The sequence below is a fragment of the Sphingobium sp. HWE2-09 genome (assembly GCF_035989265.1).
Classification (GTDB): Bacteria; Pseudomonadota; Alphaproteobacteria; order Sphingomonadales; family Sphingomonadaceae; genus Sphingobium.
Genome location: NZ_JAYKZX010000003.1, coordinates 135,461 through 149,193, shown reverse-complemented (window position 1 = coordinate 149,193; position 13,733 = coordinate 135,461). Strand labels below are relative to the sequence as shown.

The window sequence follows — 13,733 nt, the reverse complement described above, 5'->3', positions numbered from 1 at the left end:
GAAGCACATGATCGGACTCGTACTCGTCACCCATGGGTCGCTCGCGACCGAATTTGTCGTAGCCATGGAACATGTGGTCGGCCCTCAGCAGCAGATCGAAACCATCTGCATCGGGCCGGAAGACGACATGGAATTGCGCCGCGCGGATATCGCGACGGCGGTCGCCCGCGTGAACACGGGATCGGGCGTCATCCTGTTGACCGACCTGTTCGGCGGCACGCCCTCCAACCTCGCCATCTCGCTGCTCAAGGCGGGTGAGATCGAAGTGATCGCGGGCATCAACCTCCCCATGCTCATCCGCCTGGAAAGCGCGCGCAAGGTCATGGACGTGCGCGCTGCGGTTGCCGCCGCGCGCGAAGCGGGGCAGAAATATATCAGCGTAGCGTCGGAACTGTTGGGCAGCACCACATGAATGAAATCAGCCAGGAAGTCCGTATCAGCAACCGGCGCGGCCTACACGCCCGCGCCAGCGCCAAATTCGTGACCCTGGCGAGCGGCCTGCCATCCGACATCGTCGTCAGCAAGGACGGCAATCACGTCACCGGCACGTCGATCATGGGCCTGATGATGCTGGGCGCCGCGATGGGCGACAGCATCGTCATCAAGGCCACTGGTCCTGAAGCCTCCGATTGCCTGGGCAAGCTGGTCGGCCTGGTCGAAGACAAATTCGGCGAGGAATGATTAGTACCGTTCCCCGGCGAAGGCCGGGGTCCAGAGTATCTTGGCGAAACGCGCGCCCCTGCCCCCAGGCCATCAATCCACGATCTCGCCTTCCCTGCGCATCTGGGTAAAGATATTCCACGTCGCGATGAACAAGGCCGCAATCACCGGCCCGATCACGATCCCGTTGAAGCCGAACAATTCGATCCCGCCCAGCGTGGAAATCAGCACGACATAATCGGGAATGCGCGTGTCGCGGCCCACCAGGATCGGGCGCAGCACATTGTCGACCGACCCGATGATCAGCGCACCGCTGGCGACCACCACGACCGCCTGCCAAATCTCACCGGTCGCGAACAGATATAGCGCCACCGGTCCCCACACGATCGCCGCGCCGATCGCGGGCAACAGAGAGAAGGCGCCCATCAGCACGCCCCACAACAAGGCGCCCTGGATACCCACGGCCCAGAAGATAAGCCCGCCCAGCACGCCCTGCACGATGGCGACGACCAGGCTGCCTTTCACCGTTGCACGAATGACGACGACGAAACGGGTCAGCAACGCCTCGCGCTGGTGCGGACGCAACGGCGCGGCTTCGGAAAAGCGCTGCGACAGCTTTTCCCCATCGCGCAGCAGGAAGAAGGACAGGTACAGCATCACGCCCAGCGCGATGATGAAGCTGAACGCGCTTTGCCCGATCAGCAGCGCCTGCCCCGCCCAAGTGCGGAAACTGCTGGTCAGGCCGCGCGTCACGGTCACCCGTGCCGCGTCGAAATTGTTGAGGCCAAAGCGTCGCAACATGCCATGCGCCCATTCGGGCAACGCCGCCTGCATCTGCGCGAACATGCGCGCGAAATCGATCTGCCCTGACTGGATCTGCGCATAGACATGCGCCGCCTCCGTGATCAGCGCGCTGACCAGCAGAATCGCGGGGATGATGACGATGGCGATGATCAGCAGCAGGGTGATCAGCGCCGCGCTATTGCGTCGTCCCGGCATCCGGGCGGAAATGCGCTGCTGGATCGGCCAGAACAGCACCGCGACGATCACGCCCCACAACACGGCGGCGAAGAAGGGTTCCAGCACCGCCGCGAAGGCGATCGAAACCAATATGACAAGGCTGAGGAAGAAACCGTCCTCCAACTTGTAGCTACGGGACGGTGGTATGGTCATGATTTCCCCCTAGGCAAGAACGGGTGCGAAATCCATGGCGATCGTTGCGGTTCCATTACGGACGCTGCAATGCCCATTTAGACAGGGCCAGGCGACCGTGCAAAGCCTGCTGTCTTTTTCCGCCGCCCGCCGCTAGAGCATCGGACCTGTTCATCAAGGGACCAGCACAGACGTGGCACGTGAGATCACCGGATTTTCCAACCCGCTGGTGAAGCGCGTCCGCAGTTTGCGCGAAAAAAAGCACCGCAAGGCCGAAGGGCTGTTCCTGGCCGAAGGCCTGCGCATCCTGACCGAAGCGCGCGAGGAAGGCGTGCTGCCCGAAATGCTGTTCCATGCCGGATCGACGCATCCGCTGGCGCTCGAGCTGATCGCCGCAATGGAAGCGGTCGACGGCGACGTCATCGAAACCACGCCCGACATATTGTCCAAGATCAGCGGCAAGGACAATGCCCAGGCGGTCGTCGGCGTCTATCGCGATCGCCTGACCCCGCTCGACAAGCTCGATCGCAGCAAGGCCGACATCTGGATCGTCGCCCAGTCGCTGCGCGATCCCGGTAACCTCGGCACCATATTGCGCACGGGCGATGCGGTCGGCGCGGGCGGCCTGATCCTCATCGACGATTGCGTTGATCCCTTCTCGGTCGAATCGGTCCGCGCCTCCATGGGCGCGCTTTTCACCCAGTCGATCACCCAAGCGCGCTGGGGTGAGTTCATGCATTGGTTGCGCACCGGACCGGGCGAATTGATCGGCACTAGCCTTAAAGCCACGCAGGATTATCAGGAACCGCTTTATGCCAGCCCCAGCTTCCTGCTGGTCGGCAACGAAGCACAGGGTTTGCCGGAAAGCTACGAGGCGGAATGCGACCAGTTGGTGAAGATGCCGATGCTGGGCAAGGCCGACAGCCTGAACGCGGCGGTGGCGACAGCGGTCATGGCCTATGAGTTGCTGAATCAGAAACGAAAGCGATAGGCGTCATGTTCCCCGGCGAAGGCCGGGGTCCAGTCCTGCCGTCGGAACTGGACCCCGGCCTTCGCCGGGGAACATGGGTCAAAAGCGGATAGAACGGGGCGGGGCAGGAAGATATGACACAGACAAGCGGCATCGGCGAAATGTGGCGGCACAAACGTGTCCTGTCGGCCAGCCTGATCGGCACGGCGGTCGAATTTTACGACTTCTACATCTACGCTACCGCCGCCAGCCTGATCTTTCCGTCGCTCTTCTTCCCCTCCTCCTCACCCACCGCGCAATTGATGGCCTCCTATGGCAGCCTCGCCCTCGCCTTCTTCGCTCGCCCGGTCGGCGCGGCGGTGTTCGGCCATTATGGCGACCGCATCGGGCGCAAGGCGACTTTGGTCGCCTCGCTCATGCTGATGGGTGGCTGCACGCTGCTGATCGGTTTCCTGCCGACCTATCAGATGATCGGCTATTGGGCGCCGCTGATCCTGTGCCTGCTGCGCTTCGGCCAGGGCTTTGGCCTAGGCGGCGAATGGGGCGGCGCGGCACTATTGGCGGTCGAAAACGCCCCGCCCGGCTGGCGCGCCCGCTTCGGCATGTTCCCGCAACTGGGCGCACCGGTGGGCTTCATCGCCGCCAACGGCCTGTTCCTGATCCTGGGCGCGTTCCTGACCGATGCGGACTTCTTCGCCTGGGGCTGGCGCCTGCCGTTCCTGGGCAGCGCGGTGCTGGTGATCCTGGGCCTCTGGGTCCGCCTCAAACTCACCGAAACGCCGGAGTTCGCCGCCGCGCAGAAGGAAACGCCGCCGCCCGCCGTGCCGCTCGCCACTCTGCTCTCCTCGCATCTGGGCGCAGCGATCGCGGGCACCTTCGCCTGCGCCGCCTGTTTCGCGGTCTATTATATCGCGACCGCCTTCGCGCTCGGCTATGGCACCACCACCCTAGCCATCAGCCGCAGCAGCTTCCTGTCGATCCAGCTGGGCGCGATCCTGTTCATGGCGGTCAGCATTGTGATCGCCGGCTGGTGGGCGGACCGGACCAGCCCCACCCGCGTCCTCGCCTGGGGCTGCGTCGGCACGGTGGCGATGGGCCTGCTCTTCGGCCCGCTGCTCGGCACCGGCGCATTGCTGCCGATCTTCATCGCGCTCAGCCTTGCGCTGTTCGCCATGGGCTTCATCTACGGTCCGTTGGGCGCCTATCTCCCCGCCCTCTTCCCGATCCAGCTGCGCTATACCGGCGCGTCCTTCGCCTTCAACCTCGGCGGCATCGTCGGCGGCGCGCTGGCCCCGATCGTCGCTACCTGGCTGATCGGCGCGCAGGGCGTAGGGCTGGTCGGCGTCTATATGTCAGTGGCGGCGCTCATCAGCCTGGGCGGTCTCTGGTTCACCAGCCGCAACCCCTGACCGTCAATCGCAGGGAACGCGCGGCAAGGTCTTCTGCGCGCCTGCCAGCGACAGCACGGTCCAGCGCCCGTCGGCATAGCGTAGCGTCACGATGTCGCGCGCCCGCAAGTCCGCCCAAAGCGCACGGAAGTCCGCCGATCCCACAGCATCGGTGATCCGCGCACTGCCCTGCCCGTCGGTCATGAATCCATGTTCGCGCGATCCTGCACGGGACGATGCGACCAGCCGCAACCGGCTGCCTGCCGGTGGCGCCTGCCCCTTGATCTGCGCCATGATCGTCACACGGCCGTCCTTGCACGACAGGTTCAGCGCGCCGCCGGTGGGCGAATCCCATTCCCCGGTCAGATATTCGCCGATGCCGTTCTGAAAGCTGTAATGCCACACGCTACCACCGGCGGCGGACACCGCGCCAGCCAGCATCGCCACGCCGCCCGCGATCATCCATGACCATCTGCGCATAATCGCTCCTCTTGCCCGTTCGGCAAGACAAGCACCTATGCGTGCACCCGGTTCCGACCGCTCAGCCCAGCGCCTTGCGCATCAACAGCATCGGCACCCCGCTATCCTCGAACGCGCGCACGCCTTCGAACCCAAAGCTGCGATAGAGCGGCACGCCCGCCATCGTGCCCGTCAGTTCCAGCGCGCCGAAACCCTCCGTCCTGGCCGCCGCTTCGCAGAGCGAAAGGATCAGCGTCCCCACCCCTTTCCGCACATGATCGGGGTGAGTGTACATCGCCCGCACCTTCGCCGCCTCGCTCACAGGATCGAGCAACCGATCGTCCCGTCCCGCGCTATGATCGCCGCCATAGGCGGTCGCGCGCCTGCTCCATCCGCCGCACCCGGCCAGCGCGCCTGCGTCCTCGATCACGAAATAGGTGCCGTCTTCGATCAGGCGGCTGTCCAGCCCCATGAAGCCATGGCTGGCCGCGACCTGATCCGGCGTCAGGAAGGACGATTGCAACCGCTCGATCGCCAGCGTCATGAGCGCGGACAAGGCCGGTTCGTCTGCGCTGGTCGCAAGACGGTGAGACAGCGAAGAGATCATGCAAAAACCATATCCAATGAAAAAGGCCGGCGCACCAGCGACCGGCCTTTCCCCATTGCGTCGTTACGATCAGAATTTGAAGCTGACGCGTCCATAATAATAGCCGCCATTGATACCATAGGGCGAGATGCTGATCGGCGCATCCAGCACACGGGCGCCATCGATGGGCATGTCGTTCGCATCGTTGGGCATCGTATCGGCCTTCTTGTCGAACAGATTGTTCGCGCCCACCGTCAGCGTCAGCCCTTCATTGATCGCATAGCTCGCTTCAAGGTCGGTGATCGCCGCCGCGCCCACGCTTACGGTCGGCGTGGTGTCGCCAAAGATGATCACCTGCGACGTCTTGCCATAGAAGGTTTCGCGCAGATTGACGCTGAAGCCCCCCATCGTGAAAAGCGCTCCGGCGATGACCTTATATTTGGGCGAGGCGTCTTCCAGAATACTGCGCGAATCGGCGGCATAGAGGCTTTCGGCGATCCGCAGCTTGGTGATCTTCGTCTCGTTGAAGTTCGCCGACAGCGACCACAGGATGCTCCCGTCCCCGACCGGCGTCGGATAGCTGGCGGTCACATCCACGCCGCGCGTGCGCGTGTCGGCGCCGTTGGTGAACAGGCTGACGCCCGCGTCGCCCACTTCCAGCACATAGGGATCAAGCACATTGCCATGGGCGGCGATGGCGTCGAGCACCGCCTGGTTGACCACCGTGCCGCTCGACAGACCCTGGATCGATCCCGTACCAACGATGCGGTTCTTCAGCTTGATCTGATAGGCGTCGACCGTGATGTTGAGCTTCGGGATCGGGCGCAGGACCAGGCCCAGGCTGTAGTTGGTCGACGTCTCCGGCTTCAGATCCTCATAGCCCAGCAGCTTGGCCGCGTCGGAGTTGGGCGGCAACTGCACATAAGCCGACGTCGGCCCGACATTGGTCGAGCTATAATAGGATTCCAGCAGCGACGGCGCACGGAAGCCCGTGCTAACCGTCCCGCGCACCGCGATCTGGTCGGTAAAATCGAGGCGGCTGGTGACCTTCCACGTCCATTTGGTGCCGAAATCGCTATAATCCTCGTAACGCACCGCACCGTCGATCTTCCACATGTCGACCGGATTCAGCGCCAGGTCGACATAGGCCGCTTTGTTGTTGCGCGTATGTCGGCCCGAATCGGTGGCGAGGAAGCCGGGATAGGATTGCCCACCCTCAAAATAGGTCGATGCAAAATCGCCCTTGCCGATGGTGAAGCTGTTCTTGCGATATTCCGCGCCGAACGCCAGGTTGGCGGGCGACGCCATGCCGACCTCGAACTCCTTAGCGATGTCAAGGTTGCTCGTCCATTCAGACGCCTTGAGGAAGCCGTCATAGAAGTTGGATGGCGAACTGCCGGTGTTGATGAACAGCGTGCGATTGGCGGAATCCAGCGTGTAGAGCTTGGCATAATCCTGGCCGTAGGTCGTGCTCAGATCCCAGCGGAAGCCGCCGACTTCACCCTTGATTCCGCCGGTGTTGGAGAAATCATCCTCCTTCGTCGCTTCGCGCGGGTTGAAACCGGTGGCGCTGAACAGGATCTGCTCACCCGCCACGCCCAGCACCGGGGAACGAGAGACGCGCCAGGGCTGCCGGTAATTTTCATAGGCGCTCGCATCGCGGCGGCCATAGGTGCCGAAGGCATAGAGTTCGACGCCGCCAAAATCATGCCCGGCATTATAGACGATCGTCGTCAGCGTCGACCGCGCGTCGCCGACGATCCGGTTGGTGTTGGGCGCGTTGGGCAGGCCGATCGCCGCCATCGCTTGATGTTCGGCCGACAGGTCCGTGCTGATCGATCCATCGCGATCATAGATGCCGCGATCGATCCCGCCGCGCTGGGAAAAGCCGTGATATCGGTGGAACATGGTGAAGTTGAGGTAGGAGTCCGGCCCCACGTCAGGCGCGAAAGTGACGCTGCCCGAATAGGTGGTGCCATCGCCTTCGTAATATTGCCCGGCGGTCAGATTGCCGGAAATCGACCCCTTATCCTCTTTCAGGATGATATTGATGACACCGGCGATCGCGTCGGACCCATATTGCGCGGCGGCGCCATCCTCCAGCACTTCGATGCGGCCGATCGACCCGGGCGGGATCATGTCCAGGTCCGGCGCGGCGCCGCCCTGATAGGGACCGCTCAACACATGCAGGTTGGACGTGCCGTGACGCCGCTTGCCGTTCACCAGGATCAACGCATGATTGGGGCTGAGGCCGCGCAACCGCGCCGACAGCGTCAGGTTCGCGGTATCGCCGCCAAAGGCCTGCGCGGTGAAGGATGGCACCAGTTGCGTCAGCACCTGGTTGAGGTTGGGCTGCCCGACCTTTTCCAGCGAAGCCGCGTCGATCACCTTGATCGGCGCGGCGCTTTCGGCGGCGGTCACGCCCGTGGCGCGGGTGCCGGTGACGATGATGGATGTGCCCTCATCGACGGCGGCGGCCTGCGGCGCGGCATCCTGGGCAAATACGGTGGCGGAAGAACTGATCGCGATCGCGATGGCGGCGCGGGAAACAAGACTTGTATAGCGCATGTAACAGCCCCCTAATATTGCTATCGTTGAAGGCCTCTCCCGGATCGTCTTCTCTTGTCGTCGCCCTGCTTATTCGCAGTTATTCGGCGCGAATGCCGCCGTGACCGGAAACCCGCAGGTCCGATATTGGAAACACTCAGCAATGTCTGGAAACGGAAGGCTGGCATGAATCCGCCATGGCGCGAAACGCTATTTATGCCGCACTGCAAAATCCTTCACCGCCATCCAAAGCCGGACGGTCGTCAGGGATTGTCAAATCCTTGTAACATAAAGAAAAAGGCGGCGACCCCGGGGGTCACCGCCTGTTTCCTTTTTACAACTGTCAAGAAGCGTTGATAAACGCCCAGACTGCGTTGGATTAACCTTCGCGCCTCAACCTTCGCGGGTGTCGCGACGCTCGGCGATACGGGCGCGCTTGCCGGTGCGGCCGCGCAGATAGTAGAGCTTCGCACGACGCACCACGCCACGACGGACGACGGTGATCGAATCGAGGTTGGGCGAATAGAGCGGGAATACGCGCTCCACGCCTTCGCCGAAGCTGATCTTGCGCACGGTGAAGTTGGAACCCATGCCCTTGTTCGAACGCGCGATGCACACGCCTTCATAGTTCTGGACGCGGCTGCGTTCGCCTTCGACCACCTTCACGCCGACGCGCAGAGTGTCGCCAGGGCGGAAATCGGGGATGTCCTTGCCGAGGGCGGCGATGCTTTCCGCCTCGATCTGCTGGATGATGTTCATATGACGTCAGTCCTTAGTCTTTCGCTGCGCACCAGAGGGCGACTGGACCCGACCGTCGATGTGACGCTCCCAAAGGTCTGGCCGCCTTAGCCGTGTATGATCTTCCGCCTGTTGTTTCCGCCAGGCGGCGATCTTCGCATGATCCCCCGATCGCAACACTTGCGGGATCGTGCGCCCCTCCCATTCCACCGGGCGGGTATAGTGCGGATATTCGAGCAGTCCCGTTTCAAAGGACTCCTCGACTCCGCTGGAAGCCGCGCCCATTACACCGGGAAGCAACCGAACACAAGCATCGAGCAGCAGCAGCGCGGCCATTTCCCCGCCCGACAGGATGATGTCGCCCATGCTGACCTGCTCGATCGGCCGGGCGTCGAAAATGCGTTCGTCAAACCCCTCGAACCGGCCGCACAGGATCGTCACCCCCGGCCCCTGCGCCAGCGCCCGTACCCGCGCTTGCGTGATGGGCGCGCCGCGCGGCGTCATCGCCAGCACGGGCAGGTCGGGGCGCTTCTCCACCGCATGATCGACCGCCTTCGCAAGGATGTCAGCGCGCAGCACCATGCCCGCCCCGCCCCCCGCCGGCGTATCGTCCACGGTGCGATGCCGGTCGGTGGCGAAGTCGCGGATATGGATCGGGTCGCACGCCCACGTTCCCTCGCCAAGCGCCCGCCCCGCCAGCGACACGCCCAGCGGCCCGGGAAACATTTCGGGATAGAGCGTCAATATCTGCGCGGCAAAGCTCATTTGCGCCGCGTCCGCATCCACGCCGCCGACACGCCGCCGCACAGGCACAGGGCGCCGCAGATCAGCAACGCGATGCCGATGCTCTGGAGCAGCCCCGCATAGGGGCGTTCGGGGTGCAACAGGCCGCGGCTCAGGATCAGCAGCGGGATCGGGCAGACCAGCGCCACCGCCGCGGCCACTTTCACCCCGCGCGACCAGCCGATGCCGAACAACCGCCAGCCAGCGGCCAGCATTGCGAACAGATAGAGAGCGGTAAGGATTTGCGCCATGGCTCGCGCTTAAGGCAAGCGCGATGCCTCGTCCAGTTCCCGCCGTTACGGGAGTTTCACCGACAATTTGAGTTCCTGAATCTGCGCGTCCAGGGTTGGCGCGAGCAGGATCGTACCCGCCACCCGGCCTCGCTCGCACGACCAGATGAAACTGCCCGACAGGCCACCGCTCACCTTGACCGGCGCATCGGTGCGGCAGGCGCCGACCTCAGCCTTCACCGCCGCCAATTTGCGCCGCCAGCTGTCCAAGTCGCTGTCCATCAGGAAGTTCATCGCCAGCCGGTCCCGCGCCACGCCGACATCGCCCGCCGCATAGATGCGCCCAGCCGCGGCATAGCCGTCCGCCAGCAGCGGCGACACCGCCAATGTGCGTTCGACCAGCGCGCCCGCCTTCTGCAACGCGACCGCCGCGTCCCAGGCCGGACCAGCCCCGCCATTATAGGTGCGGTTGGTGAAGACGAAGATGCCCACGCCATGATCGGGCATCAACAGCACATGGCTGCCATAGCCCGGATACCCGCCGCCATGGCTCAGCGTCAGGCCCAGGTCGCAATCCTGCGCCACCCGCATACCAAAGCCATAGGCGGCCGCCTCACGGCAGGCGGACGGACCACTTGCCCCATTACGCTGGGCGATGGTGACGAAATTGCTGCCCTGCGCCAGCATCCGCACCGCTGCGCGCGACACTGGCCCATCATCGGGATCGTCGCGCGCGGGCCAGGCGGACAGCAGGAAGGCGACCCAGCGGGCATAGTCGCTTGCGCTGGTCTGCAGCCCGCCCATCGCGCCAAACGCGCCGTCGCGCATATCCGGCTCCGCTTTCCAGCGGCCATCCTCCCAACGATAGCCGACCGCCCGGCGCTCGATCGGCCATTCTCCAACCTCATAGCCGCTCGACGTCATGCCTAGCGGCGTCAGCAGCGTCCGTTCGACATAACGGCGATAGGGCAGGCCGGAGACATTGGCGACGATCCGCCCAAGCAGCGCGAAACCGAAATTGCTATATTCATACCGGCTGCCCGGCGCGCTGCTGAACGGCACGCCGCGTTGCAGCATCGCGGTGAAGTCCGCGTCCGGCAGTGGCGTCTGCCGATCGCCCCAGGGATTGTCGTCGACCAAGCCCGCGCTGTGGGTCAGCAGGTCGCGAATGCGGATGCGCGGGCTATCCTTGGTCGGATAGGTCCAGCCGCGCATTTCGGGCACATAGTTTTCGGCCAGATCGTCCAGCGACACCCTGCCCTCTTCCCGCAATTTGAGGATCGACAGGGCGGTGAACGCCTTGGTCATCGACGCGATGCGGAACAGGCTGTCGGGCGTCACCGGGCGCTTGCGCACCAGATCCTGCACGCCCAGCCCCTTCACATGGACCAGCCGCCCGTCCGCGACGATGCCATAGACCAGTCCCGGCGCATGGCTATCTACCTGGAAATCAGCGAACAGCCGATCGATCGCCGGGATCGCCTGTGCGATTTTCGCACTGTCAGCCGCCTGCGCAGGCCGCGCAAATGTGATCGTCAGAAGCAGGCAAGCGACAAGACGCATGGCGATGAACCCTCCGGCAACGGAGGGCCAAGCATGGCAGGATGCCCTATGGCCGCAAGGGCCATCTGCCCCTTATTCTACGAAGATCGCATCGATGATCGCGCGGTCGGTTTCCAGCGTCACCGCATGCATGGGCGCCATGAAGCGCTTGCCCTTCTTGCCCTCTTCGGCCGGCCGTTCGACCTCTATGATGTCACCCGCGCCGAAATTCTCGATCGCGATGATCTCGCCCAGGGCGTCCCCATTGCTGGAAAGGCAAGGCAGGCCGATGATGTCGGCATGATAATATTCGCCCTCGGCCAGTGGCGGCAGGGCGGATCGCGGCACGGTGAGCGCCGTACCGCGCAGCGCTTCGGCCGCGCTCCGGTCGCCGATTTCGGCGAAACGGGCGACCGCGCCATTGGGACCGGGGCGCAGCGACGTCAACGTCAGCTTGGCGCCCGCCGCATCGAAGCTCTTGTAGCTTTTGAGGCTTTCCGCCCCCTCGCCAAACAGCTTCAGGCGGACGTCGCCCGCCACCCCATGCGCGCCAATGATTGCGGCGAGAGTGACGGGCTTGTCGGTCAAGAGGATCAGCCCTCGGCCTGTTCGGCAGCAGCGTCCTCGGCGGGCGCGGCCTCTTCAGCAGGCGCTTCGGCAGGCGCAGCAGCCGCCTCGGCGGCAGCAGCCTTGGCGGCTTCGGCCGCTTCCGCCGCTTCGGCGGCCTTGGTGGCGCGGTCTTCAGCGCGATCCTTGGCCTTCTGGCCCGGCTCAGCCTTGTTCGGGTTGTTGCGCGCGACGCGCTCCTTCACGCCAGCGGCGTCCAGGAAGCGGGCGACGCGGTCGGTCGTCTGGGCGCCGGCGGCAACCCAGTGCTTCGCGCGTTCCACGTCCAGAACGACGCGCTTTTCGTCGCCCTTGGGCAGGACCGGGTTGTAGCTGCCGATACGTTCGATGAACTTGCCGTCACGCGGCGCGCGGCTGTCGGCCACGACGATGCGATAATAGGGGCGCTTCTTGGAGCCGCCGCGCGACAGACGAATGGTGGTTGCCATGGAATTTGACCTTTCTACTCAAATCTAATGCGTTAAAATTGCTTATTTCTTTTTCAGGAAATTCTGAAATCCGGGCGGCATGTTGGGCATATTGCCCCCCAGCCCGGACATGCCCTGCGGCGGCGCGCCGCCCCCGCCCAGCATGCCGTCCAGGCCGCCGGAGCCGAACATCTTGGCCAGCCCTTTCAAGCCGCCCATCTTGCGGATCTTCTTCATCGCGCCTTCCATTTCCTGATGCATTTTCAGGAGGCGGTTGACGTCCTGCACCGTGCGACCCGCGCCCTTGGCGATGCGGATCTTACGCTTGGCGTTGATCAGGGCGGGCTTCTCCCGCTCCTTGGGCGTCATGGAGCCGATCATGGCGTCCAGATGGATCAGCGTCTTGTCGTTCGCACCGCTGTTCGCCATCGCCGCTTGCGCCTTTTTCAGGCCCGGCAACATGCCCGCCAGCGCGCCCAGCCCGCCCATGCGGCGCATCTGGTTCAGTTGGCTGCGCAGGTCGTTCATATCGAACTGACCCTTCGCCATCTTCTTGGCGAGCTTGTCGGCTTCTTCTGCGTCGATCGTCTCGGCGGCGCGCTCGACCAGGCTGACGACATCGCCCATGCCCAGGATGCGCTGCGCTACGCGCTGCGGATGGAAGGGTTCGAGCGCGTCGAGCTTTTCGCCCGTGCCCGCGAACTTGATCGGGCGGCCAGTGACGGCGCGCATCGACAGGGCGGCGCCGCCGCGCGCATCGCCATCCATGCGGGTCAGCACCACGCCGGTCAGCGGCACCTGGGCCGAGAAGTTCGTCGCGACATTGACCGCGTCCTGGCCGGTCAGCGAATCGACCACCAGCAGAATTTCGGCGGGATCGGCGACATCGGCCACCGCCTTCATCTCGTCCATCAACGCCTGATCGACATGCAGGCGGCCGGCGGTGTCGAGCATCACCACGTCGAAGCCCTGGAGCTTCGCCGACTGCAACGCGCGCTTGGCGATATCGACCGGCTGCTGCCCGGCGACGATCGGCAGGGTCGCGACGTCGATCTGCGTCCCCAGCACCGCGAGTTGTTCCTGCGCGGCCGGGCGCTGGACGTCGAGCGACGCCATCAGCACCTTCTTGCGCTCTTTTTCCTTCAGCCGCTTGGCGATCTTGGCGGTCGTGGTGGTCTTGCCCGACCCCTGCAGGCCGACCATCATGATGACGGCGGGCGGCGACACGTCGATCATCAGGTCGGACGTTTCCGACCCCAGCGTCTCCGTCAGCGTGTCGGACACGATCTTGACGACCATCTGGCCGGGCGTGACCGACCGCAGCACATCGCTGCCGACCGCCCGTTCCGTGGCCTGATCCACGAACTGGCGCACGACCGGCAGCGCAACGTCGGCTTCCAGCAGCGCAACTCGCACCTCACGCATCGCGGCGCGGACATCGTCCTCCGTAAGCGCGCCGCGCCCACGTAGTTTGTCGAATACCCCACTCAGACGATCGCTCAGCGAATCGAACATCATCACCTCAATTGGGGCCAAAAGGCCCGGAAAATCATGCATCCCTGCCAAACGACAAAATCGCCGGTGGGCGAAACCTCGCCAACCAGCGTCCATACAAAGCGCCTGATGCATCCCGTTTCCGGCTGC

At 64.1% G+C, this 13,733-nt stretch carries 15 protein-coding genes; 4 read left to right on the top strand and 11 right to left on the bottom strand.

Annotated features, from left to right (window positions below):
• The first annotated feature begins 7 nt into the window (after positions 1-7).
• Both U5A89_RS06305 and U5A89_RS06300 read left to right on the top strand, forming a co-directional pair.
• A complete protein-coding gene (locus U5A89_RS06305) occupies positions 8-412 on the top strand; it encodes a PTS sugar transporter subunit IIA (protein ID WP_338160348.1) in 405 nt (134 codons plus the stop codon).
• The gene (locus U5A89_RS06300) at positions 409-681 is read left to right on the top strand and encodes an HPr family phosphocarrier protein (protein WP_338160347.1); all 273 of its coding nucleotides are present in this window, start codon (positions 409-411) and stop codon (positions 679-681) included. Before U5A89_RS06305 ends, U5A89_RS06300 begins: the two co-directional genes overlap by 4 nt.
• Before the next feature lie 72 nt (positions 682-753).
• On the opposite strand, the gene U5A89_RS06295 is transcribed toward U5A89_RS06300, so the two are convergent.
• Entirely contained in the window at positions 754-1,833 is a 1,080-nt protein-coding gene (locus U5A89_RS06295) for an AI-2E family transporter (RefSeq protein ID WP_338160346.1), read from the bottom strand.
• A gap of 172 nt (positions 1,834-2,005) precedes the next feature.
• Here U5A89_RS06295 and U5A89_RS06290 point away from each other — a divergent pair, with 172 nt between their 5' ends.
• Together U5A89_RS06290 and U5A89_RS06285 are read left to right on the top strand one after the other, a co-directional pair.
• Positions 2,006-2,803, top strand: coding sequence for a TrmH family RNA methyltransferase (locus U5A89_RS06290; protein WP_338160345.1), 798 nt, complete (start codon positions 2,006-2,008; stop codon positions 2,801-2,803).
• A 113-nt stretch (positions 2,804-2,916) separates the two neighbouring features.
• Positions 2,917-4,191, top strand: coding sequence for an MFS transporter (locus tag U5A89_RS06285; protein WP_338160344.1), 1,275 nt, complete (start codon positions 2,917-2,919; stop codon positions 4,189-4,191).
• A gap of 3 nt (positions 4,192-4,194) precedes the next feature.
• Here U5A89_RS06285 and U5A89_RS06280 read toward each other — a convergent pair whose 3' ends face one another.
• The 10 genes from U5A89_RS06280 to ffh all read right to left on the bottom strand — a co-directional run bounded on the left by U5A89_RS06280 (position 4,195) and on the right by ffh (position 13,607).
• On the bottom strand, positions 4,195-4,650 hold the full coding sequence (locus U5A89_RS06280; RefSeq protein ID WP_338160343.1) for a hypothetical protein: 456 nt from the start codon (positions 4,648-4,650) through the stop codon (positions 4,195-4,197).
• Positions 4,651-4,711: 61 nt separating this feature from the next.
• Positions 4,712-5,236 (bottom strand): GNAT family N-acetyltransferase, encoded by a 525-nt coding sequence (locus tag U5A89_RS06275; protein ID WP_338160342.1) that lies wholly within the window; start codon positions 5,234-5,236, stop codon positions 4,712-4,714.
• Positions 5,237-5,305: 69 nt separating this feature from the next.
• Positions 5,306-7,783, bottom strand: coding sequence for a TonB-dependent receptor plug domain-containing protein (locus U5A89_RS06270; RefSeq protein WP_338160341.1), 2,478 nt, complete (start codon positions 7,781-7,783; stop codon positions 5,306-5,308).
• A gap of 372 nt (positions 7,784-8,155) precedes the next feature.
• Positions 8,156-8,521, bottom strand: a complete 366-nt coding sequence (rplS, locus tag U5A89_RS06265; RefSeq protein WP_338160340.1) for a 50S ribosomal protein L19 — start codon at positions 8,519-8,521, stop codon at positions 8,156-8,158.
• Between the two features lie 6 nt (positions 8,522-8,527).
• Positions 8,528-9,265 (bottom strand): tRNA (guanosine(37)-N1)-methyltransferase TrmD, encoded by a 738-nt coding sequence (gene trmD, locus U5A89_RS06260; RefSeq protein ID WP_338162959.1) that lies wholly within the window; start codon positions 9,263-9,265, stop codon positions 8,528-8,530.
• The gene (locus U5A89_RS06255; protein ID WP_338160339.1) at positions 9,262-9,534 is read right to left on the bottom strand and encodes a hypothetical protein; all 273 of its coding nucleotides are present in this window, start codon (positions 9,532-9,534) and stop codon (positions 9,262-9,264) included. The genes trmD and U5A89_RS06255 overlap by 4 nt, the downstream gene beginning before the upstream one ends.
• A gap of 45 nt (positions 9,535-9,579) precedes the next feature.
• Positions 9,580-11,076, bottom strand: coding sequence for a serine hydrolase domain-containing protein (locus U5A89_RS06250; protein ID WP_338160338.1), 1,497 nt, complete (start codon positions 11,074-11,076; stop codon positions 9,580-9,582).
• Positions 11,077-11,148: 72 nt separating this feature from the next.
• A complete protein-coding gene (gene rimM, locus U5A89_RS06245) occupies positions 11,149-11,643 on the bottom strand; it encodes a ribosome maturation factor RimM (RefSeq protein ID WP_338160337.1) in 495 nt (164 codons plus the stop codon).
• 5 nt (positions 11,644-11,648) lie between these two features.
• Entirely contained in the window at positions 11,649-12,110 is a 462-nt protein-coding gene (gene rpsP, locus U5A89_RS06240; protein ID WP_338160336.1) for a 30S ribosomal protein S16, read from the bottom strand.
• 42 nt (positions 12,111-12,152) lie between these two features.
• On the bottom strand, positions 12,153-13,607 hold the full coding sequence (gene ffh / locus U5A89_RS06235; protein ID WP_338160335.1) for a signal recognition particle protein: 1,455 nt from the start codon (positions 13,605-13,607) through the stop codon (positions 12,153-12,155).
• Between the last annotated feature and the right edge of the window lie 126 nt (positions 13,608-13,733).

Coding starts and splice junctions, on each gene's coding strand:
- U5A89_RS06285 (WP_338160344.1), top strand. CDS start 2,917: ATGACACAGACAAGCGGCATCGGCGAAATGTGGCGGCACAAACGTGTC.
- U5A89_RS06305 (WP_338160348.1), top strand. CDS start 8: ATGATCGGACTCGTACTCGTCACCCATGGGTCGCTCGCGACCGAATTT.
- trmD (WP_338162959.1), bottom strand. CDS start 9,265: ATGAGCTTTGCCGCGCAGATATTGACGCTCTATCCCGAAATGTTTCCC.
- U5A89_RS06250 (WP_338160338.1), bottom strand. CDS start 11,076: ATGCGTCTTGTCGCTTGCCTGCTTCTGACGATCACATTTGCGCGGCCT.
- U5A89_RS06255 (WP_338160339.1), bottom strand. CDS start 9,534: ATGGCGCAAATCCTTACCGCTCTCTATCTGTTCGCAATGCTGGCCGCT.
- ffh (WP_338160335.1), bottom strand. CDS start 13,607: ATGATGTTCGATTCGCTGAGCGATCGTCTGAGTGGGGTATTCGACAAA.
- U5A89_RS06300 (WP_338160347.1), top strand. CDS start 409: ATGAATGAAATCAGCCAGGAAGTCCGTATCAGCAACCGGCGCGGCCTA.
- U5A89_RS06275 (WP_338160342.1), bottom strand. CDS start 5,236: ATGATCTCTTCGCTGTCTCACCGTCTTGCGACCAGCGCAGACGAACCG.
- rplS (WP_338160340.1), bottom strand. CDS start 8,521: ATGAACATCATCCAGCAGATCGAGGCGGAAAGCATCGCCGCCCTCGGC.
- U5A89_RS06295 (WP_338160346.1), bottom strand. CDS start 1,833: ATGACCATACCACCGTCCCGTAGCTACAAGTTGGAGGACGGTTTCTTC.
- U5A89_RS06270 (WP_338160341.1), bottom strand. CDS start 7,783: ATGCGCTATACAAGTCTTGTTTCCCGCGCCGCCATCGCGATCGCGATC.
- rpsP (WP_338160336.1), bottom strand. CDS start 12,110: ATGGCAACCACCATTCGTCTGTCGCGCGGCGGCTCCAAGAAGCGCCCC.
- U5A89_RS06280 (WP_338160343.1), bottom strand. CDS start 4,650: ATGCGCAGATGGTCATGGATGATCGCGGGCGGCGTGGCGATGCTGGCT.